Raw genomic sequence first — 18,800 nt, 5'->3', positions numbered from 1 at the left:
TCAGAGCGGTACGACGCCTCACCGGGAGTGGTACAGGACCGCCGCGGTGGGATGGTACGACGCCGCCCGGGCCGGGACCCGGCCCGGGCTCCATGTCATGCCCGGCCCGGGTACGGAATCCCGCGGTCTCACCCGCGCGTGACGTCCCGCCACGCCCCCGGGATCGCCTCCGCCACGTCGTGCGCCCCCACCGGCGCGCCGTCCGCCGCATGACGTCCCGCGAGCCCGTGCAGGTAGGCCGCCACGCTGCCGGCGTCCCGGGCCGGCAGCCCCGCCGCCAGCAACGAGCCCGCCAGGCCGGACAGAACGTCCCCGCTCCCGGCCGTGGCCAGCCAGGACGTCCCGGTCGGATTCACCCGTACGGCGGTCGCGATACCTTTTCCGTCCGCGCTCCCGTTCCCCGGGTCGGCGACCAGCGTCGTGGAGCCCTTGAGCAGCACGGTCGCCCCATACCGTCCGGCCAGTTCACGTGCCGCGGCCAGCCGGCCGGCCTCGACCTCCTCGCGCTCCACGCCGAGCAGCGCGGCGGCCTCTCCGGCGTGCGGGGTCAGCAGCGTCGGCGCGGAGCGGGCCCGTACGACCGAGGCGTCGGCCAGCCGCAGACCGTCCGCGTCGATCAGCACCGGGACGTCCGCCGCCAGCACCTCCGCCACCGGGCCGGCGTCGTCCCCGATACCCGGCCCGACGACCCACGCCTGCACCCGCCCGGCGTGCTTCGGCCCCCGGTCGGACACCAGCGTCTCGGGAAAGCGCGCGATCACGTCCCGCGCGGCGGGGCCGGCGTACCGTACCGCCCCGGCGCCGCCCCGCAGCGCACCGGCGACCGCGAGCACGGCGGCTCCGGGATAGCGGGCGGACCCTGCGGCGATGCCGACGACACCACGCCGGTACTTGTCGCTCTCCGCACCGGGCACCGGCAGCAACCGGGCCACGTCGACGTGCTGGAGCGCCTCGAGTTCCGGCTCGGCGGGCAGGTCGAGACCGATGCCGACGAGCCGCACCGACCCCGCGTACTCCCGCGCCGGGTCGACGAGCAGCCCCGGCTTGTGCGTCCCGAAGGTCACCGTGAGGTCGGCCCGGAGCGCGGTGCCGCGCACCTCGCCGGTGTCCGCGTCGACGCCGCTCGGCAGGTCGACGGCGACGACCGTGGCACCGGACCGTTCGGCGGCCTCGGCAAGCGGTACCGCCTCCGGGCGCAGCCCGCCCGTGCCGCCGATTCCGACGATGCCGTCCACGACGAGATCGGCCCGCCGGACCGCCGCGACGGCAGCGGCGCCGGCCTCGGTCCCCAGGTCGGCGTCGGCATTGGCGTCGGTGATCTCCACGGTCCGGCCGCCCGCCCGGCGCAGTGCCGCGAGCCCGGCGGCATGGGCGCGCTCCGGCGTGAGCAGCACCGCCGTGACGCCCGCGCCGCGCCGGGCCAGTCTGGCCCCGGCGTAGAGGGCGTCGCCGCCGTTGTCCCCGCTGCCGACCAGCAGGACGACCCTGCTGCCGTAGACCCGGCCGTAACCCCGCCCGAGCAGGTCCGCGCAGGCTGCGGCGAGCCCGGCGGCGGCGCGCTGCATCAGCGCGCCCTCCGGCAGCCGCGCCATCAGGTCCCGCTCCGCCGCCCTGACCGTCTCCACGCTGTACGCAGTACGCATACGTCCGAGTGTCCCGTACGGAACGGTCCGACCGCCGCTCGTCGGAGACCGTCCCGCACTCCGCAAGCCGGTCGAAAGTTGTCGGAGCCCGCCCCCCGGCCGCATGCATTGACGGCATGGCGCGCCCTCGCCACACTCACCACCCCCCACCGGATGAATCGATTCAGTCGAATCGGTTCGACGAGAAGACCCAGAGGAAGAGGAAGCAGAGATCCCATGGGACGCAGAGCCGCACTCCTCGCCGCAGCCGGCGCCACCGCACTCCTCACCGCCGCTGGCGCGCTGACCACCCCCGCCACCGCCGCCCCCGCCGCACCTGCCACCGCCGCACCCGTTCCCGTCACCCAGGAGGCCCCCATCCGGGCCGCCGCCTGCGGGGACGGCTCCTACCAGGCCGAGGCCGTGCAGAGCGGCAGCACCTGGACCGCCCGGCGCGGCAGCACCGTCGTCCACACCGGTACCGACCTGCGCGCGGCGGTCCAGGCCGCGATCGGCAGCCTGTCCTCCGGCCGCACCTCCAAGGAACGGGTGGTGGTCCGCGGCTCCGGCTCGATCTCCGCCAACTCCCGTATCTCGCTGCCGAGCTACACGATTCTCGACGTCTGCGGCACGATCGACGTCACGGGCAGCGGCTCCGGCGACCAGGCACCGGTCTACTCCCGCGGCACACGGGACGTCGAGGTCCAGAACCTCAGCGTCACCGGCGCCCCGCTGTACGGCATCTTCCTGCGCAACGTGCAGAACGTGGTCCTGGGCCAGATCGACATGCGTCTGTCGGGCGGCCTCGGCGTCCGCATCGACAACCGCGGCGACACCAGCCAGTGGACGCGGAACGTCCGGATCGACAACGTCTACGTGTCCGGCGCGTCCAGCCACGCCGTGGAGACGTACGGGGTCGACGGCCTCACCGTCGGCACGGTCACGGCCCGCAACGTCGGCGAGTCGGGACTTCTCCTCAACCAGACCGTCAACGCCACGGTCGGCAAGGTGGACGCGGAGAACGCGGGCACCGGCACCGGTTACGCCGCCTTCCGCATGGCCAACCGCAACGGCCGGATCGGCAGCTCGTACGCGACCAACATCCGCGTCGGCGAGGTCGTCGCGCGCGGCGGCGGACGCGGCGTCTTCTGCGTCTCGGAGAGCGGCGGCGCGACGATCGACCGGATCAGTCTCTCCAACACCGGCAACAACGCGATCCTGATCGAGAACTGCTACAACCTGAACCTCGCCGCCCAGAGCGGCACCGTCACCGGCGGCGGCGAGATCCGGCTGGCCGCCCGCACGGAGTTCGCGAACAACCGGGACATCACCGTCCAGAACCTGACGGTGACCAACTCCTCGATCCGCGAGAGCCCGTGCGGCGAGAACACCACGTTCCGCAACAACAGGCTGGTCAACAGCAGCCAGTCCATCTGCTGACGCGGCCGACCCGGCCGACAACGGCAAGGTGACCGGCCGGCGAAGGCGAAGCCCCGCACGCCCGGCCGGTCACCGACGCCACCGCCCGCGCCCGCGCCCCGACCGACGGGCCAACCGCACCATGCGCACCACCGTGAACACCACGACGAGTAGAACGGCGACGGCGAGAAGCGCCTCGCCCCACACCGGCAGCCGGCCCCCGGCCTCCCCGACCCCGGGAAACCCCGGCAGGCCCGACCGGTCCATGTCCGTCACCCGTCCTCGTTCACCCTTCGGCGACGACGACCGCCGACGCCACACCCGCATCATGGCTGAGCGAGATGTGCCACGACCGCACCCCCAGCTCCTCGGCCCGCGCCGCCACCGTCCCCTTCACTCGCAGCCGCGGCTGCCCGCTGTCCTCGCAGTACACCTCGGCATCGGTCCAGTACAGGCCGCCGGGCGCGCCGAGCGCCTTGGCCAGCGCCTCCTTGGCGGCGAACCGCGCCGCCAGCGAGGCGATCCCCCGCCGTTCCCCACCGGGCAACAGCAACTCGCTGTCCACGAACAGCCGCCGCGCGAGGCCGGGCGTCCGCTCCAACGATGCCGCGAACCGCTCGATCTCGGCCACGTCGATCCCGACTCCGATAATGCTCATGCGCAGCACCTTACGAGCCCGCACCCCAGCACGGACGTCGGGCGGGTTCCCGCTCCTCTCCCCACCTCTGCCGGTTCACCCTCCCGACGCATCGGCACCCTGTCGGCGTCGGGCCCTACGGTGCGTCAGCAACCGCGCGCAGGAACACAGGGAAAGCAGAAGCACCGGCTCATGAGCCACACCGTCCTCATCGAATGCCACGGGGACCTCAAAGGCCTCCGCTTCCTGAACGGGCTCACGCTCGACAGCGCCGTCTCGCCCCCGGACCATACGGACGGCGGTAACCAGGTGCCCCGTGCGCTCCGCTACCGCTGACTCATGGGCGGTGAGGGGCGAACCGGTGTGTCAGACCAAGGTCTGGGTGAGTTCGCTCCGCATTGCCGTGTGGACCAGGCGGCCGTGCGCCCCATTGACGATCGGCATGTACGGCGGGACGTGACCGCACTCGACGTCGGCGATGATCGGCACGTTCAACGGGCCGAGCGCGTCCAGCACGGCCTGATGCTGGGACAGTGAGGGGGCGCCCGGTGCCGAGGTCCGCCCGACGAGCACCGCGTTCGCCGCGTCGAAGAAGCCGGCCAGCCGCATACCGTGCAGGTTCCGGCAGATGGTGAAGGCATCGTCGCCGGCGGCCTCCACATACACCAGCAGCCCGCCCGCGGCCTCGGTCCGTGCGAAGCCGGACACGTCGAGATAGCCGGTCCCGGTGAGGTTGCACAGTGTCTCGATGCAGCCCCCTATCAGGCGGCCCTCGACTTCCAGATCTCCGCTTCCGTCCAGCCGTGTCCATGCACCAGGGGCATCGAGTGCGTGTTCCCGTACCTCGGGCTGGACGGCGTAGTCGTCCCAGCCGGTGGATCTGTGGCGGCCGGGCGGGATCTGAGTGAACCGGTGTCCCCGTGGTGCGCTGACGATGTCGAGCCAGGAGACCAGCCCGTCGGGAGTTCGGTAGGGAGTGTCCATGAGGTTGTTGCCGTGAACGGTCGCGGTCCCGGTGAGGAGGGTCAGCGGGGTGATGACGGTCGACAGGTCGGAGAAGCCCACGAGCCAGGTCGGTTCGGCGACGCGTAGTCGGTCCCAGTCGAGCAGCGGCAGGAGGTCGATCGCCAACTCCCCGCCCCACGGCGGCACCACAGCACCGACGTCGGGGTCGGTCAGCAGTGACATCAGTTCGTCCGCGCGCGCGGCGGCGGGAGCACTGACATGTCCCGAGCCGTCCATGCACTGTCCGAGGACCACCTCGAATCCGCGTGCCTCCACGTCGCGGACGGCCACGCGGAGGCGCTCGCGGAGCTTTTCGTCGACTCCGCTGGACGGAGAGGTGACTCCGACGCGGTCACCAGGGCGTAAGGGGCGCGGGTATCGAACTGGCATGCGCTGGATTCTGGCACGGCACCGTGTCGGCGGGGCAGCGAGTTTCAGCGCATGTCCTCTGCTCGACGGCTCGTTCCACCGAGTTGCCGGCCCCGTGGCCCCGTGGCAGCCCACGCCCTTCCTCCGTTCCTCATCCACCGACCGGCCGAAGGGCGCCAACGCTTCAGGGGGACACTCAGGGCAAGCCGGGTCCGCATCGACTCGGTGCGCAGTCCTCCCGCCCGCCGGGCTCGCGAACGCGAAGGCCTCGGACCGACAGCAGGTGCCCTACCCGAAGAGCGTGAGCAGCCAGCAAGCGGATGCCGCATGACCGCTCGAACGAGCAGCGTATGGGCAATGACCGCCCAGAATGCTCACACGTCCCGGTCCCCGGCCTCCACCAGGCTTCCGAGCGGGCTCCGGCGTCACTCCACCGTGACCGACTTCGCCAGGTTGCGGGGCTGGTCCACCTCGTTGCCGCGGGCCGTGGCCAGTTCGCAGGCGAAGACCTGGAGCGGCACCGTCGTCACCAGTGGCTGCAACAGCGTGGGGGTGGCCGGGACGTGGATCAGGTGGTCGGCGTAGGGGACGACCTCGTCGTCGCCCTCCTCGGCGATGACGATGGTGCGGGCGCCGCGGGCACGGATCTCCTGGATGTTGGAGACCATCTTGCCGTGGAGGACGGAGCGGCCGCGCGGTGACGGGACGACCACGACGACCGGCAGGTCGTCCTCGATGAGGGCGATCGGGCCGTGTTTCAGCTCGCCCGCGGCGAAGCCCTCCGCGTGCATGTAGGCGAGCTCCTTGAGCTTGAGCGCGCCCTCCAGGGCGACCGGGTAGCCGACGTGCCGGCCCAGGAACAGCACGGTGTTCTTGTGGGCGAGAGTGCGGGCGAGTTCCCGTACGGGCTCCATGGTCTCCAGGACCCGTTCCACCGAGCGGGCGACGGAGGTCAGGTCCCGGACGACCGTGCGGATCTCGTCGGCGTACTTCGCGCCGCGGATCTGGGCGAGGTACAGGGCGACCAGGTAGCAGGCGACCAGTTGGGTCAGGAAGGCCTTGGTCGAGGCGACGGCGACCTCGGGGCCGGCGTGGGTGTAGAGGACGGCGTCGGACTCGCGGGGGACGGTCGAGCCGTTGGTGTTGCAGATGGCGAGGACGCGGGCGCCCTGTTCGCGCGCGTGCCGCAGGGCCATCAGGGTGTCCATGGTCTCGCCGGACTGGGAGATGGCGATGACGAGGGTCTGCGGGTCGAGGATCGGATCGCGGTAGCGGAACTCGCTCGCCAGCTCGACCTCGCAGGGGATCCGCGTCCAGTGCTCGATGGCGTACTTGGCGATCAGCCCGGCGTGGAAGGCCGTACCGCAGGCGACGATGACGACCTTGTCGACCTCGCGCAGCGCCTTCGGGGGGATGCGCACCTCGTCCAGGGACAGGGCTCCGGAGCCGTCGATGCGGCCCAGCAGGGTGTCGGCGACCGCCCTGGGCTGCTCGGCGATCTCCTTGAGCATGAAGGAGGTGTAGCCGCCCTTCTCCGCGGCCGACGCGTCCCAGTCGATGTGGTACGAGCGGACGTCCGCCGGTACGCCGTCGAAACCGGTCACCGTGACCTTGTCGCGGCGCAGTTCGACCACCTGGTCCTGGCCCAGTTCGATCGCGGAGCGGGTGTGCTCGATGAACGCGGTGACGTCCGAGGCGAGGAACGACTCGCCCTCGCCGACGCCCACCACGAGCGGCGAGTTGCGGCGCGCGCCGACGACCACGTCCGGCGCGTCCGCGTGGACGGCGACCAGGGTGAAGGCGCCGAGCAGCCGCTTGCAGACCAGGCGCATCGCCTCGGCGAGGTCGGCGCAGGAGGAGAACTCCTCGGCGAGCAGGTGGGCGACGACCTCGGTGTCCGTCTCGGAGACCAGGTCGTGGCCGCGCCCGGCCAGTTCGGCCCGCAGTCCGGCGAAGTTCTCGATGATGCCGTTGTGGACGACGGCGACCCGGCCCGCGTCGTCGAGATGCGGGTGGGCGTTGGCGTCGGTGGGGCCGCCGTGCGTGGCCCAGCGGGTGTGGCCGATGCCGGTCGCCCCGGTGGGCAGCGGCCGGGCGGCCAGTTCCTTCTCCAGGTTGACCAGTTTCCCGGCCCGTTTCGCCGTGGCGAGCCCGCCGTCCGCGAGGACGGCCACGCCCGCCGAGTCGTAGCCCCGGTACTCCAGCCGTTTCAGTCCGGCCGTCACGACGTCCAGCGCCGACTGCGGCCCCACGTATCCCACGATTCCGCACATGCCCGGCAGCCTACGATCCGTCAGGCGCCGGACAGGGCTGCCGCGTGCCCGGAATCGGAAATTCCCACCGGTGCGCGAGGCACCGGTGGGAACGGAGGGGTGCGTCAGCCGAGCTTGGCGAGCTGGGCGTCGGAGATCTGCGTCGGGAAGGGGACCTTCTCGCCGGCGACGATCGCACCGAAGTTGATCGCCGAGAAACCGGTGACGGTGGCGCCGGTGCGCGCGACGACGATCTTGACGGGCGCCTCGACGCCCTCGTCGGCGGCCATCGTCACGGTGATCTCGACGGACTCGTCGGCGCCCTTCGGCCCCTCGGCCTTGGCGGCCTTCAGGAACTTGAGCTTTTCGCCGGCGGCGGTGGCGGTGAAGCCCCCGGCGCACTTCTCGACGGCGGCGTCGACGTCCTTCATGACCTGCTCGGCGCCGCCGTCCTCGTAGGAGGCGAGCGTGACGAGGACCTTGTCCACGTCGAGGACGGCGGCCATGGCCTCCTCCGGGTCCGTACCCTCGGCGGGCTTCTTCGCCTCACCGGTCCAGGACCGCTTGACGGTGGCGGCGGGCGAGCCGACCGGGACCGCGGCCTGCAGGTTGGCGAGGGTCTGGCACGCCTCGTCGTCCGCCTTGACCTTGTCGGCGCTCAGGTCGTCCGTCGCGGGCACCTTCGTGACGACCTTGCCGTCCTCGACGTCGGCCTGGACCAGCCCGGCCTTCTCCAGCTCGGCCGCGGTCAGCGCTCCGGCCGCGGGCGCGGCGGCGGAGGAGTCGGCCTTGCCCTCGTCGCCCTTGCCGCTGTCGCTGTCGTCGGAGCCGCCACAGGCGGTGGCGAGCAGGGCGAGTGCGGCGACGGACGCGGCGAGAGCGGAACGGCGGACGGCGGTGGTTCTCACGTGGGAAAACTCTTTCTTCGAAGGCGCGGAGGACTCCGCGGCACAGTGCGCGAAATATAGACGCAACCCCTTCACGAGTGATCATCGGAAGATCACTCGTAGGGCAACTGTGACAACCACGTGATCTTGCTCTGCCCGCCTGCCGTTCCGGCCCGGCCCGGCCAGTCCTTCTCGCCGGGCTTCGAGATGCGGCGCTCCAGGGCCGGCAACCGGTCCGGGACGCCTGGAAGGCGGGGCGGAAGGCGGGGCGGAAGGCATTCGCCGACGGTACGACGAAGATGTCCTACCGCTCGTCGACCTCCATCACGTGACACAGCCCACGAACCATCCCGTTCAAACTCCGTTAACAATGGACTGTGATCTCACCGGTCTCCTCGACGTCCCGGAGCGCCCACCGGCAGCGGCCGGAGGCAACTCCCTATCTCGACCTCACCCGTGCGGAGTGGAGCGCGCTGCGCCACAAGACGCCGCTGCCGCTGTCCGCCGACGAGGTGGAACAACTGCGCGGGCTCGGGGACGTCATCGACCTCGACGAGGTACGGGACATCTACCTTCCGCTGTCCCGGCTGCTCAACCTCTACGTCGGCGCCACCGACGGGCTCCGGGGCGCGCTGAACACCTTCCTCGGTGAGCAGGGATCCCAGTCGGGCACGCCCTTCGTCATAGGGGTCGCCGGTTCCGTCGCCGTCGGGAAATCCACGGTCGCCCGTCTGCTGCGGGCCCTGCTGTCGCGCTGGCCCGAGCACCCGCGCGTCGAACTGGTCACCACGGACGGCTTCCTGCTGCCGACGAAAGAGCTCCAGGCGCGCGGCCTGATGTCGCGGAAAGGTTTCCCCGAGTCGTACGACCGTCGCGCGCTCACCCGTTTCGTCGCCGACATCAAGGCCGGCAAGGACGAGGTGACGGCCCCGGTCTACTCCCACCTCATCTACGACATCGTCCCGGGCGAACTGCTCACCGTGCGCCGCCCGGACATCCTCATCGTCGAGGGACTCAACGTGCTGCAGCCCGCGCTCCCCGGCAAGGACGGGCGCACCCGGGTCGGGCTCGCCGACTACTTCGACTTCAGCGTGTACGTGGACGCCCGCACCGAGGACATCGAGCGCTGGTACCTCAACCGCTTCCGCAAGCTGCGCGCGACCGCGTTCCAGGACCCCTCCTCGTACTTCCGCCAGTACACCCAGGTCGCGGAGGAGGAGGCCCTCGACTACGCCGGCACGATGTGGCGGACGATCAACCGGCCCAACCTGGTGGAGAACATCGCCCCCACCCGTGGCCGGGCCACCCTCGTCCTGCGCAAGGGCCCGGACCACAAGGTCCAACGCCTCAGCCTGCGCAAACTGTGACCGCGGGGCGGAACACCGACACCGGTCACGGCCCGAGGGCGGGGCGATCACCATCGCCGCCCCGCGGCCGCCCGCCCGGTGGGTGACCGCCCGGTGGGTGACCGCCCGGTGGGAGCCGGACCGGTGGGAGCCGGACCGGTGGGAGCCGGACCGGCACTGCCAGGCAGCGGCCCCCCGCTCCGTCAGCCCAGCGCCGACTTCACCACGTCCGCCAGGCGTCCCGCGACCGAGCGGGCCTGGTCGATGTCGGCGGCCTCCACCATCACGCGGACCAGCGGTTCGGTGCCCGAGGGGCGGAGCAGCACGCGGCCGGTCTCACCCAGCTCACGCTCGGCCTCCGTCACGGCCGCCGCGAGCTCCCCGGAGGTCTGCACCCGGGTCCTGTCCACGTCGGGCACGTTGATGAGCACCTGCGGCAGCCGCTCCATCACCGACGCCAGTTCGCGCAGTGGACGCCCGGTCTCGGCGACGCGCGCGGCCAGCAGCAGGCCGGTGAGCGTGCCGTCGCCGGTCGTGGCGTGGTCGAGGACGATGACGTGGCCGGACTGCTCGCCGCCGAGGGCGTAGCCCTGCTTCTTCATCTGTTCGAGCACGTACCGGTCGCCGACCGCGGTCTGCACGAAGTGGATGCCCTCGCGCTCCATGGCGAGCTTGAACCCGAGGTTGGACATCACGGTCGCGACGACGGTGTCGGAGCGCAGTGCGGAACGTTCCCGCATCGCCAGCGCGAGCACGGCGAGGATCTGGTCCCCGTCCACCTCTTCACCGGTGTGGTCGACGGCCAGGCAGCGGTCGGCGTCGCCGTCGTGCGCGATACCGAGGGCGGCCCCGTGCTCGACGACCGCGGCCTTCAGCTGCTCCAGGTGGGTCGAGCCGCAGCCGTCGTTGATGTTGAGCCCGTCCGGCTGGGTGCCGATGGTGACGACCTCGGCCCCGGCCCGCGCGAACGCCTCCGGCGAGACCCGGAAAGCGGCGCCGTGCGCCTCGTCGAGGACGATCCGCAGGCCGTCCAGCCGGTTCGGCAGGACGCCGACGAGGTGGGCGACGTACGTGTCGAGCCCTTCCTCGTAGTCCCGCACGCGGCCCACGCCGGCGCCGGTCGGGCGGTCCCAGGGGGCGCCGGTGCGGTGCTCCTCGTACACGGACTCGATCCGGTTCTCCAGCTCGTCGGCGAGCTTGTGGCCGCCGCGCGCGAAGAACTTGATGCCGTTGTCGGGCATGGCGTTGTGGCTCGCGGACAGCATCACGCCGAGGTCGGCGCCGAGCGCTCCGGTCAGATGCGCCACGGCGGGCGTCGGCAGCACGCCGACCCGCAGCACGTCCACACCGGCGCTGGCCAGCCCGGCGACCATGGCGGCCTCCAGGAACTCCCCGGACGCCCGCGGGTCACGCCCGACCACGGCGGTCGGCCGGTGCCCCTCGAACGTGCCCGCCTCGGCCAGTACGTGCGCGGCGGCCACGGAGAGGCCCAGCGCCATCTCGGCCGTCAGGTCCCCGTTGGCGACACCGCGCACGCCGTCCGTGCCGAAGAGTCGTCCCACTTGTCCTCCTGAGAAGCGTCAGTATCGAAATCCGTATCGAAATGCCGTATCGAAATGCCGTACCGGAAGTCGTATCAAGCGTGATGTCGCGAGGGCGGGATGCCGGACCGCGGACCAAAGACCGAGGATCCGGCCACCGGGCACCGGCCCCACCGGCCGCCAGGCATCGGCCCCGCCGGGCACCGAGCACCGGGCATGCCCCTCGGCCCGTAGGCCACGGCCCATGGGCGCAGGTGAGGTGTTCGACGGTCGTGATGCGGGTGCGGTTTCCGCATTCCGAGGCAAGCACTCCCGGGCCACCCCATCAGATTAGCCGTCGAGCGCCTTGTGCCGTTATACGCCCGCAGGGGAGAGAAAACGAACGCCCCGGCGGCACTGTGGCGTGCCGCCGGGGCGTTCGGAGTACATGCAGGGGCAGCTGCAATCAGCGCTTGCTGTACTGCGGGGCCTTGCGGGCCTTCTTCAGACCGGCCTTCTTGCGCTCGACCGCGCGGTCGTCGCGGCGGAGGAAGCCGGCCTTCTTGAGCGCGCCGCGGTTGTTGTCGACGTCCGCCTCGTTCAGCGCACGGGCGACACCGAGACGGAGCGCACCGGCCTGACCGGAGACACCGCCACCCGCGATGCGGGCGATGACGTCGTAGCGGCCCTCGAGCTCGAGCACCTTGAAGGGCTCGTTCACTTCCTGCTGGTGCACCTTGTTCGGGAAGTAGTCCTCGAGGGTGCGGCCGTTGATCTTCCACTTGCCGGTGCCCGGGACGATCCGGACGCGGGCAATGGCGTTCTTGCGACGGCCCAGGCCGGCGGCCGGCTGCGGGTCGCCGAAGGCGGACGCCATCGACTCCGAGGTGTACTCGCCCTCGACGGGCACCTCGGACTCGGTGGTGTAGCTGTCGACGTCGATGTTGACGTCGATGTCGGTGTCGGTCTCTTCGAGCGGCTGCTCGGCAGTGGTCTCGGCCACGATGCTCCTCAGATTCTCTTCAGTCTTAGGGGGTGGCCGGAACTACTGCGCGACCTGGGTGATCTCGAACGGCACCGGCTGCTGCGCAGCGTGCGGGTGCTGGTCGCCCGAGTAGACCTTCAGCTTCGACAGCATCTGACGGCCCAGGGTGTTCTTGGGGAGCATGCCCTTGACGGCCTTCTCGATGGCCTTCTCGGGGTTCTTCGTCAGCAGCTCGTCGTAGCTGACCGAGCGCAGACCGCCCGGGTAGCCCGAGTGGCGGTACGCCATCTTCTGGGTCCGCTTGTTGCCGGAGAGGTGCACCTTTTCGGCGTTGACGATGATGACGAAGTCACCGGTGTCGACGTGAGGGGCGTAGATCGGCTTGTGCTTGCCGCGCAGGATGGTGGCCGCAGTGGTGGCCAGACGACCCAGGACAATGTCCTGAGCGTCGATGACGTGCCACTGGCGCGTCACATCGCCGGGCTTGGGGCTGTACGTACGCACGGTTCGTAGCCTTCGCTTCTTCAGTGAGTGGTCCTGACATGGTCACCGAAGACGATCACGACAGCCCTGACCGCACCGCGGTGACGCATACCGCGTGCAGGTCGCTGGTCATCGGCCCGGTGGACCGGTGTAAGGGCCCCTCACGTGAGAATGAGCAAGCCAATACACATAACAAACATGCAGAATACCCATGCTCGGCCGGACGGGTCAAAACGAGTCCACCGGATATGGGCTACACCGACTCTACAGGGGCTCGCCACCACCCGTCCCTCTCCCGTTCGCCGGGCCTGTCCCTCTCTCACGCGTCGGGGCCTCCCCCTCCCACATATCGGGGCCTTCCCCGCGCGCCTCGCACCAACCACCCGGAGTTGTCGCTTTTGCCCACCGGGCGGTGGCAACGGCATGGACCGTGCACGGGGTCGGGGCGGGCCGGTGCACCCCGCGCCCCGTCTAAGATGCGCCCCATGAGTTATGGGCAGGGGGGACCTCCTTCGCAGTGGGATCCCTGGAAACCGCAGTCTCAGCAGCCCTGGAGCAGCGGGGGCGGCAGCGGCCAGTCACCGGACTGGGCCGCGCTCGCCGAGGCGTCCGAGACACGTCACAAGCGACGGCGGCTGCTGTTCATCGGCGGCGGCGCGATCGCCACCGTCGCGATAGGCACGGCCGTGGCGGTGGCCGTCGTCTCCGCGAACGGCAGCAACCAGGCCTCCGACCCGTCCTCCCAGCTACCGGCGGCCACCGATCTGCCGAGCGCCACCGGCACGGTCCCGTCGTTCGCCCCGACGAGCGCGCCGCCGCCGCTGGACCCGAAGGACTTCGTCTCCAGCGCGCAGAAGGACCGGGCGCCGCTGGGCCCCGACGTCCTCTTCCCGGGCACGCAGCTCACCATGGGCGACACGGTGTACAAGAAGGGGCCGACGGCCGACACCCGCAACTGCGCCTCGGCCGCCAAGGCCACACTGCCCAAGGTCCTCACGGACAACGGCTGCAGCCGCCTGCTCCGGGTCACCTACACCAAGGACGACATCGCGGTGACGGTGGGCGTGGCCGTCTTCGACACCGAGGCCCAGGCCGCCAAGGCCAAGCAGCAGGCCGACGCCAAGAGCATCATCAAGTCCCTCGCGGGCGGCGGTGTGAAGGAGTTCTGCGACGGCGCGGTCTGCCGCTCGACCACCAACTCCTACGGCCGCTACGCCTACTTCACCCTCTCCGGCTTCACCGCCGCCAAGAACGTGACGGAGAAGGACAAGGCCGTCTTCGCCACCGGCAACGACCTCGCCGAGTTCACCTTCCGTCAGATCCGCCGCCGCGGCGAGGCCCAGGCCTCGGCCGCCGCGGAGGAGTGACGACGGCCGAACGCACTTCTTGGACGACGAAGCACCGAGCCGGGCCCGGCTCGGTGCTTCGCGCTTCGTGCTTCGTGCTTCGTGCTTCGTGCCCTCAGCGCCTCACAACCGCTCCACGCTGCTCCAGGAGGTCGCCAGGGGGCTCGTGGACGCCCTGCCCGGACTGCTCACGACGTGGGCGGAGGAAGGAGCGGAGCGGGGAGCCGGGTAGGAAGTCGGGCGGAGAGCCGGGCCGCGCCCGGGATCAGCAGCACCGGGCCGGCTGAGCCGGCAGCGACCGCTTGTTGCGGGCCTCCTTGGAGCGTGCGGCCAGGAGATCGTCGGACGGATAGCCGACCTCCTCCAGGGTCAGCCCGTGCGGACGCACCACGTGCACCGCCGAGTCCCGTACGCCCGCCGCCAGCACCTTGCCCGGCCAGTCGGGCGCGCGGTGGCCGTCGCCGACGAACAGCAGCGCCCCGATCAGCGAGCGCACCATGTTGTGGCAGAAGGCGTCGGCCCGGACCCTCGCCGTGATCACCCCGTCCGCGCCACGCACCAGGCTCAGCTCCTGGAGCGTACGGATGGTCGTCGCGCCCTCCCGCCGCTTGCAGTACGCGGCGAAGTCGTGCTCCCCCAGCAGCCGGCCCGCCGCCTCGTTCATGGCGTCGACGTCGAGCGGCCAGTCGTGCCACAGCACATGGCCGCGCAGCAGCGGGTCCACCCCGCCGGGGTGGTCGGTGACGCGGTACGCGTAACGCCGCCAGACCGCGGAGAAGCGGGCGTTGAACCCCGCCGGGGCCTCGGCGAGGGACCAGATCCGCACATCGCGGGCCAGCCGCCCCGCGAGCCGCTTGAGCAGCTTCTCCCGGTGCTGCTCCCACAGTTCGGCGGGGAGGTCGACATGGGCCACCTGCCCGCGGGCGTGCACCCCGGCGTCGGTCCGTCCGGCCACGGTCAGTTCGTACGTCGTCCCCCCGGACCGCGTGACGGTCCGCAGGGCGTCCTCGATCTCCCCCTGCACGGTCCGCCTGCCCCCGGCCTGCTTGGCCCAGCCGGAGAACTCGGTCCCGTCGTAGGAGAGATCCAGGCGGATACGGACGTGTCCGGGCTGCGCTTCGTCACTCACGTACAGATCCTCTCAGGCATACGAAAACGGGCCCGCCCCGGGAAGGGCGGACCCGCTTCGGCGAGACAGTGCCTCAGGCGTCCTTGGACTCCTCGGCCGGGGCCTCGGCGGCCTCGTCCTTGGCGTCGTCCTCGGGCTTCGCGTCCTCGGGCTTCGCGTCCTCGACGGCCGCGTCCTTCTTGAGGGCGTCTTCCTTGACCGCGCGCTGGGTCGCGGCCTCGGCCTCACCGGTGGCCTCCTGGGCGACCGTCAGGGCCTCGACCAGCTCGATGACGGCCATGGGCGCGTTGTCGCCACGACGGTTACCGATCTTGGTGATACGGGTGTAGCCACCCGGCCGGTTCTCGTACCGCGGGCCGATCTCGGTGAAGAGCGTGTGCACGATGCTCTTGTCCGTGATGACCTGGAGCACCTGACGGCGGTTGTGAAGGTCGCCCTTCTTCGCCTTGGTGACCAGACGCTCGGCGTACGGACGCAGCTTGCGCGCCTTCGACTCGGTGGTGGTGATCCGGCCGTGCTCGAAGAGCGCCTTCGCGAGGTTCGCGAGGAGCTGCTTCTGGTGCGCGGCGCTGCCGCCCATACGGGTACCCTTGGCAGGCTTCGGCATGGTGTCTCTCCTAGGTGTCTGCCCCGGCCGTATCAGGTACCGGGGTCAGTATCCGAGCAGGCGGTCGCCTGTCGGAGATCCGGGGCGCCCCCGAAGGGAAGCCCCGGAAAGGGCTCAGTACTGCTCGGTCTCGACGAACCCGGCGTCCGCGTCGTCGTCCGCGCCGAACGCGTCCGCGGCCGCGGTGGGGTCGAATCCGGGCGGGCTGTCTTTCAGAGCCAGGCTCATGCCGGCCAGCTTCGCCTTGACCTCGTCGATCGACTTCGCACCGAAGTTGCGAATGTCGAGGAGGTCGGCCTCGGAGCGGGCGACGAGCTCACCCACGGAGTGGATGCCCTCACGCTTGAGGCAGTTGTACGAGCGGACCGTGAGCTCCAGCTCCTCGATCGGCAGCGCCAGATCGGCGGCGAGAGCGGCGTCCGTCGGGGACGGGCCCATGTCGATGCCCTCGGCGTCGATGTTGAGCTCGCGGGCCAGACCGAACAGCTCGACCAGGGTCTTACCGGCCGACGCCATGGCGTCACGCGGACGCATGGCCTGCTTGGTCTCGACGTCGACGATCAGCTTGTCGAAGTCGGTGCGCTGCTCGACACGGGTCGCCTCGACCTTGTACGTGACCTTCAGCACGGGGCTGTAGATGGAGTCGACCGGGATACGGCCGATCTCCTGGCCCACCTGCTTGTTCTGCACGGCGGAGACGTAGCCGCGACCGCGCTCGACGGTCAGCTCCATCTCCAGCTTGCCCTTGCCGTTGAGCGTGGCGAGGACGAGGTCGGGGTTGTGCACCTCGACACCGGCCGGGGGCGCGATGTCGGCGGCGGTGACCTGACCCGGGCCCTGCTTGCGCAGGTACATCACCACGGGCTCGTCGTGCTCGGAGGAGACGACCAGCTGCTTGATGTTGAGGATCAGGTCGGTGACGTCCTCCTTGACACCCGGCACGGTGGTGAACTCGTGCAGGACACCGTCGATGCGGATGCTGGTGACAGCAGCGCCGGGGATCGACGACAGGAGGGTGCGGCGGAGGGAGTTGCCGAGGGTGTAGCCGAAGCCCGGCTCCAGCGGCTCGATCACGAACCGGGACCGGAACTCGTCGACGACCTCTTCGGTCAACGAGGGACGCTGAGCGATCAGCATGTGTGGATCCTTCTTTCGTGGACGCCCGCTATTTGACGTCCGACGGAAACCGCACCCGGTGAAAAGTGCGGGCATTGCAAGGGTACGGGCGGTACGGTCCGTATACGGAGCGTACCGCCCGAAAAATCACTGCCTGCGTGGCGTTCGAGCCAAAGGCTCAGACGCGGCGACGCTTCGGCGGGCGGCAGCCGTGCTGCGACACCGCGGGGGACGACCCCCGCACCCCCAGCCGGAGGCCGACCACCGACACCGTCGACTCAGACGCGGCGACGCTTCGGCGGGCGGCAGCCGTTGTGCGGGGTCGGGGTGACGTCCTGAATGGAGCCGACCTCGAGACCGGTCGCCTGGAGCGAACGGATGGCGGTCTCACGACCGGAACCCGGGCCCTTGACGAACACGTCGACCTTGCGCATGCCGTGCTCCTGGGCGCGGCGGGCAGCCGACTCGGCGGCCATCTGCGCGGCGAACGGCGTGGACTTCCGGGAGCCCTTGAAGCCGACGTGGCCGGCGGAGGCCCAGGAGATCACGTTGCCGGACGGGTCCGTGATGGAGACGATCGTGTTGTTGAACGTGCTCTTGATGTGCGCGTGGCCGTGAGCGACGTTCTTCTTTTCCTTGCGGCGCACCTTCTTGGCAGCGCCCTGACGTCCCTTGGGGGGCATCTACTAACTCCTACGGGAGGTGGTCGGTCCTTCAGCGAAGACCGTGGACAGGTGTCCGCTGCGGACTACTTCTTGCCCGGCTTCTTCTTGCCGGCGATGGCGCGACGCGGGCCCTTGCGGGTACGCGCGTTGGTACTGGTGCGCTGACCGCGGACGGGCAGACCGCGACGGTGCCGCAGACCCTGGTAGGTGCCGATCTCGACCTTGCGGCGGATGTCGGCCTGGACCTCGCGGCGGAGGTCACCCTCGGTCTTGATGTTGTTGTCCACGAACTCACGGATCGCGACGAGCTGCTCCTCGGAGAGGTCGCGAACGCGGGTGTTCGGGTCGACGCCGACAGCGGCCAGCGTCTGCTGCGAGAGCGTTCGGCCGATGCCGAACACGTAGGTGAGGGCGATCTCCACGCGCTTTTCGCGCGGGATGTCAACACCGGAAACGCGTGCCATTCAATGGCTCCAGTTTGTTGTCGGAGGTCTTCCGCAGAACCGTCCCCCAGCCGCCGTCCTCGCCTGCTGTGGCGATTTGGTACGGACTGGGTCCCCAGCCTCCGAGCCGGGGGTGTCGAGCCGGAGGGCTCGGGCTCTGCGTATGAACATGTGTTGCTCGCGTCGCGCGAAGTTCTGCGGAAAGTCGCAGAGGGTGGATCGTGCGGTTCAGCCCTGGCGCTGCTTGTGGCGCGGGTTGTCGCAGATGACCATGACCCGGCCGTGACGGCGGATCACCCTGCACTTGTCGCAGATCTTCTTGACGCTCGGCTTGACCTTCATGGGATTGAAGTTCTCCGGGCTCAGTGCCCCCGCATCACAGGGAGAGGGGGCAAGATCTACTTGCTCACTTGTACCGGTAGACGATCCGGCCACGGGTCAGGTCGTACGGAGAGAGCTCCACCACGACCCGGTCGTCAGGGAGGATGCGGATGTAGTGCATACGCATCTTGCCGCTGATGTGTGCCAGAACCTGGTGGCCGTTCTGGAGCTCGACCTTGAACATGGCGTTCGGAAGAGACTCGACGACAGTGCCCTCGATCTCGATGGCACCTTGCTTCTTGGCCACGCTTCGCCCTTCGAATCGACTACCTTGATCGGCTCTGCCGCGCACCGTGTGTGCATGACGTGTATGCAGACATGCGGGTGCACAAGAGCCGACGAGTCAGTCTACGTCAGGGGCCCCCGGAAAGACGAATCGGGAAAGTCTGCCCCACCCACGAGATCCTTAACCCGCCGGCTTCCGCGAGCACCGGACCCATCCCGGCGGATCCGGCGCGGCGGACCCATCGCGGCGCATCCGGCGCGGCGCGGACGTGATCCTGTGCCCGGCGAGCCTCGGCCGGCCTCCGGCACCGCGACGGAGTGCTCCCCGCTCGAGGACCGGGGCCCGTCCGTCGTCATGACGTC

Annotated in this window: 20 protein-coding genes; 5 read left to right on the top strand and 15 right to left on the bottom strand. The window is 70.2% G+C overall.

Annotated elements, in window-relative coordinates:
• Window positions 1-128: 128 nt before the first annotated feature.
• Window positions 129-1,643 (bottom strand): NAD(P)H-hydrate dehydratase, encoded by a 1,515-nt coding sequence (locus ACFYQA_RS01080; RefSeq protein ID WP_388909734.1) that lies wholly within the window; start codon window positions 1,641-1,643, stop codon window positions 129-131.
• Window positions 1,644-1,859: 216 nt separating this feature from the next.
• Here ACFYQA_RS01080 and ACFYQA_RS01075 point away from each other — a divergent pair, with 216 nt between their 5' ends.
• Entirely contained in the window at window positions 1,860-3,062 is a 1,203-nt protein-coding gene (locus ACFYQA_RS01075; RefSeq protein ID WP_388909731.1) for a hypothetical protein, read from the top strand.
• Between the two features lie 265 nt (window positions 3,063-3,327).
• On the opposite strand, the gene ACFYQA_RS01070 is transcribed toward ACFYQA_RS01075, so the two are convergent.
• Window positions 3,328-3,699, bottom strand: coding sequence for a holo-ACP synthase (locus ACFYQA_RS01070; protein ID WP_388909728.1), 372 nt, complete (start codon window positions 3,697-3,699; stop codon window positions 3,328-3,330).
• Window positions 3,700-3,870: 171 nt separating this feature from the next.
• On the opposite strand from ACFYQA_RS01070, the gene ACFYQA_RS01065 reads away from it, so the two are divergent.
• The gene (locus ACFYQA_RS01065) at window positions 3,871-4,014 is read left to right on the top strand and encodes a hypothetical protein (protein WP_388909725.1); all 144 of its coding nucleotides are present in this window, start codon (window positions 3,871-3,873) and stop codon (window positions 4,012-4,014) included.
• A gap of 30 nt (window positions 4,015-4,044) precedes the next feature.
• On the opposite strand, the gene ACFYQA_RS01060 is transcribed toward ACFYQA_RS01065, so the two are convergent.
• The 3 genes from ACFYQA_RS01060 to ACFYQA_RS01050 form a co-directional block, all read right to left on the bottom strand.
• Window positions 4,045-5,073 carry a S66 peptidase family protein gene (locus tag ACFYQA_RS01060; RefSeq protein WP_388909722.1) on the bottom strand — a complete coding sequence of 343 codons (1,029 nt, stop codon included), beginning with the start codon at window positions 5,071-5,073 and terminating at the stop codon, window positions 4,045-4,047.
• Between the two features lie 404 nt (window positions 5,074-5,477).
• Window positions 5,478-7,325, bottom strand: a complete 1,848-nt coding sequence (gene glmS, locus ACFYQA_RS01055; protein WP_388909719.1) for a glutamine--fructose-6-phosphate transaminase (isomerizing) — start codon at window positions 7,323-7,325, stop codon at window positions 5,478-5,480.
• Window positions 7,326-7,429: 104 nt separating this feature from the next.
• On the bottom strand, window positions 7,430-8,212 hold the full coding sequence (locus tag ACFYQA_RS01050; protein WP_388909716.1) for a hypothetical protein: 783 nt from the start codon (window positions 8,210-8,212) through the stop codon (window positions 7,430-7,432).
• 356 nt (window positions 8,213-8,568) lie between these two features.
• Here ACFYQA_RS01050 and coaA point away from each other — a divergent pair, with 356 nt between their 5' ends.
• Window positions 8,569-9,558, top strand: a complete 990-nt coding sequence (gene coaA / locus ACFYQA_RS01045) for a type I pantothenate kinase (protein ID WP_388909713.1) — start codon at window positions 8,569-8,571, stop codon at window positions 9,556-9,558.
• Between the two features lie 182 nt (window positions 9,559-9,740).
• On the opposite strand, the gene glmM is transcribed toward coaA, so the two are convergent.
• From glmM to rplM, 3 genes are all read right to left on the bottom strand, one after another.
• The gene (glmM, locus tag ACFYQA_RS01040) at window positions 9,741-11,099 is read right to left on the bottom strand and encodes a phosphoglucosamine mutase (protein ID WP_388909710.1); all 1,359 of its coding nucleotides are present in this window, start codon (window positions 11,097-11,099) and stop codon (window positions 9,741-9,743) included.
• A 424-nt stretch (window positions 11,100-11,523) separates the two neighbouring features.
• Window positions 11,524-12,060: a 30S ribosomal protein S9 gene (rpsI, locus tag ACFYQA_RS01035; RefSeq protein WP_388909707.1), complete on the bottom strand. Its 537-nt coding sequence runs from the start codon at window positions 12,058-12,060 to the stop codon at window positions 11,524-11,526.
• A 42-nt stretch (window positions 12,061-12,102) separates the two neighbouring features.
• A complete protein-coding gene (gene rplM / locus ACFYQA_RS01030; protein ID WP_388909704.1) occupies window positions 12,103-12,546 on the bottom strand; it encodes a 50S ribosomal protein L13 in 444 nt (147 codons plus the stop codon).
• A gap of 464 nt (window positions 12,547-13,010) precedes the next feature.
• Between rplM and ACFYQA_RS01025 the strand changes: the two genes are divergently transcribed.
• Window positions 13,011-13,892 carry a hypothetical protein gene (locus ACFYQA_RS01025; protein WP_388909701.1) on the top strand — a complete coding sequence of 294 codons (882 nt, stop codon included), beginning with the start codon at window positions 13,011-13,013 and terminating at the stop codon, window positions 13,890-13,892.
• An 88-nt stretch (window positions 13,893-13,980) separates the two neighbouring features.
• On the top strand, window positions 13,981-14,103 hold the full coding sequence (locus tag ACFYQA_RS01020) for a hypothetical protein (protein ID WP_388909698.1): 123 nt from the start codon (window positions 13,981-13,983) through the stop codon (window positions 14,101-14,103).
• Window positions 14,104-14,136: 33 nt separating this feature from the next.
• Here ACFYQA_RS01020 and truA read toward each other — a convergent pair whose 3' ends face one another.
• From truA to infA, 7 genes are all read right to left on the bottom strand, one after another.
• Window positions 14,137-15,000, bottom strand: a complete 864-nt coding sequence (gene truA, locus ACFYQA_RS01015; RefSeq protein ID WP_388909695.1) for a tRNA pseudouridine(38-40) synthase TruA — start codon at window positions 14,998-15,000, stop codon at window positions 14,137-14,139.
• 73 nt (window positions 15,001-15,073) lie between these two features.
• On the bottom strand, window positions 15,074-15,607 hold the full coding sequence (gene rplQ, locus ACFYQA_RS01010; RefSeq protein ID WP_388909692.1) for a 50S ribosomal protein L17: 534 nt from the start codon (window positions 15,605-15,607) through the stop codon (window positions 15,074-15,076).
• Window positions 15,608-15,721: 114 nt separating this feature from the next.
• Entirely contained in the window at window positions 15,722-16,744 is a 1,023-nt protein-coding gene (locus ACFYQA_RS01005) for a DNA-directed RNA polymerase subunit alpha (RefSeq protein ID WP_042165128.1), read from the bottom strand.
• A gap of 257 nt (window positions 16,745-17,001) precedes the next feature.
• A complete protein-coding gene (gene rpsK, locus ACFYQA_RS01000; RefSeq protein ID WP_003956432.1) occupies window positions 17,002-17,406 on the bottom strand; it encodes a 30S ribosomal protein S11 in 405 nt (134 codons plus the stop codon).
• A gap of 65 nt (window positions 17,407-17,471) precedes the next feature.
• The gene (gene rpsM, locus ACFYQA_RS00995) at window positions 17,472-17,852 is read right to left on the bottom strand and encodes a 30S ribosomal protein S13 (RefSeq protein ID WP_065004465.1); all 381 of its coding nucleotides are present in this window, start codon (window positions 17,850-17,852) and stop codon (window positions 17,472-17,474) included.
• A 207-nt stretch (window positions 17,853-18,059) separates the two neighbouring features.
• A complete protein-coding gene (gene rpmJ / locus ACFYQA_RS00990; RefSeq protein ID WP_003974245.1) occupies window positions 18,060-18,173 on the bottom strand; it encodes a 50S ribosomal protein L36 in 114 nt (37 codons plus the stop codon).
• Between the two features lie 64 nt (window positions 18,174-18,237).
• Window positions 18,238-18,459 carry a translation initiation factor IF-1 gene (gene infA, locus ACFYQA_RS00985; RefSeq protein ID WP_003948620.1) on the bottom strand — a complete coding sequence of 74 codons (222 nt, stop codon included), beginning with the start codon at window positions 18,457-18,459 and terminating at the stop codon, window positions 18,238-18,240.
• Window positions 18,460-18,800 lie beyond the last annotated feature (341 nt).

Source organism: Streptomyces sp. NPDC005774, from assembly GCF_042871645.1.
Taxonomy (GTDB): Bacteria; Actinomycetota; Actinomycetes; order Streptomycetales; family Streptomycetaceae; genus Streptomyces; species Streptomyces pratens.
Note: the sequence above shows the minus strand (reverse complement) of the source record. Positions and strands in the feature narration are given on the sequence as shown.

Bases quoted from the DNA above. Each gene is read 5' to 3' on its own strand.
- ACFYQA_RS01080 (WP_388909734.1), bottom strand. From the start codon at position 1,643: ATGCGTACTGCGTACAGCGTGGAGACGGTCAGGGCGGCGGAGCGGGAC.
- ACFYQA_RS01075 (WP_388909731.1), top strand. From the start codon at position 1,860: ATGGGACGCAGAGCCGCACTCCTCGCCGCAGCCGGCGCCACCGCACTC.
- ACFYQA_RS01070 (WP_388909728.1), bottom strand. From the start codon at position 3,699: ATGAGCATTATCGGAGTCGGGATCGACGTGGCCGAGATCGAGCGGTTC.
- ACFYQA_RS01065 (WP_388909725.1), top strand. From the start codon at position 3,871: ATGAGCCACACCGTCCTCATCGAATGCCACGGGGACCTCAAAGGCCTC.
- ACFYQA_RS01060 (WP_388909722.1), bottom strand. From the start codon at position 5,073: ATGCCAGTTCGATACCCGCGCCCCTTACGCCCTGGTGACCGCGTCGGA.
- glmS (WP_388909719.1), bottom strand. From the start codon at position 7,325: ATGTGCGGAATCGTGGGATACGTGGGGCCGCAGTCGGCGCTGGACGTC.
- ACFYQA_RS01025 (WP_388909701.1), top strand. From the start codon at position 13,011: ATGAGTTATGGGCAGGGGGGACCTCCTTCGCAGTGGGATCCCTGGAAA.
- rplQ (WP_388909692.1), bottom strand. From the start codon at position 15,607: ATGCCGAAGCCTGCCAAGGGTACCCGTATGGGCGGCAGCGCCGCGCAC.
- ACFYQA_RS01005 (WP_042165128.1), bottom strand. From the start codon at position 16,744: ATGCTGATCGCTCAGCGTCCCTCGTTGACCGAAGAGGTCGTCGACGAG.
- rpsK (WP_003956432.1), bottom strand. From the start codon at position 17,406: ATGCCCCCCAAGGGACGTCAGGGCGCTGCCAAGAAGGTGCGCCGCAAG.
- rpsM (WP_065004465.1), bottom strand. From the start codon at position 17,852: ATGGCACGCGTTTCCGGTGTTGACATCCCGCGCGAAAAGCGCGTGGAG.
- rpmJ (WP_003974245.1), bottom strand. From the start codon at position 18,173: ATGAAGGTCAAGCCGAGCGTCAAGAAGATCTGCGACAAGTGCAGGGTG.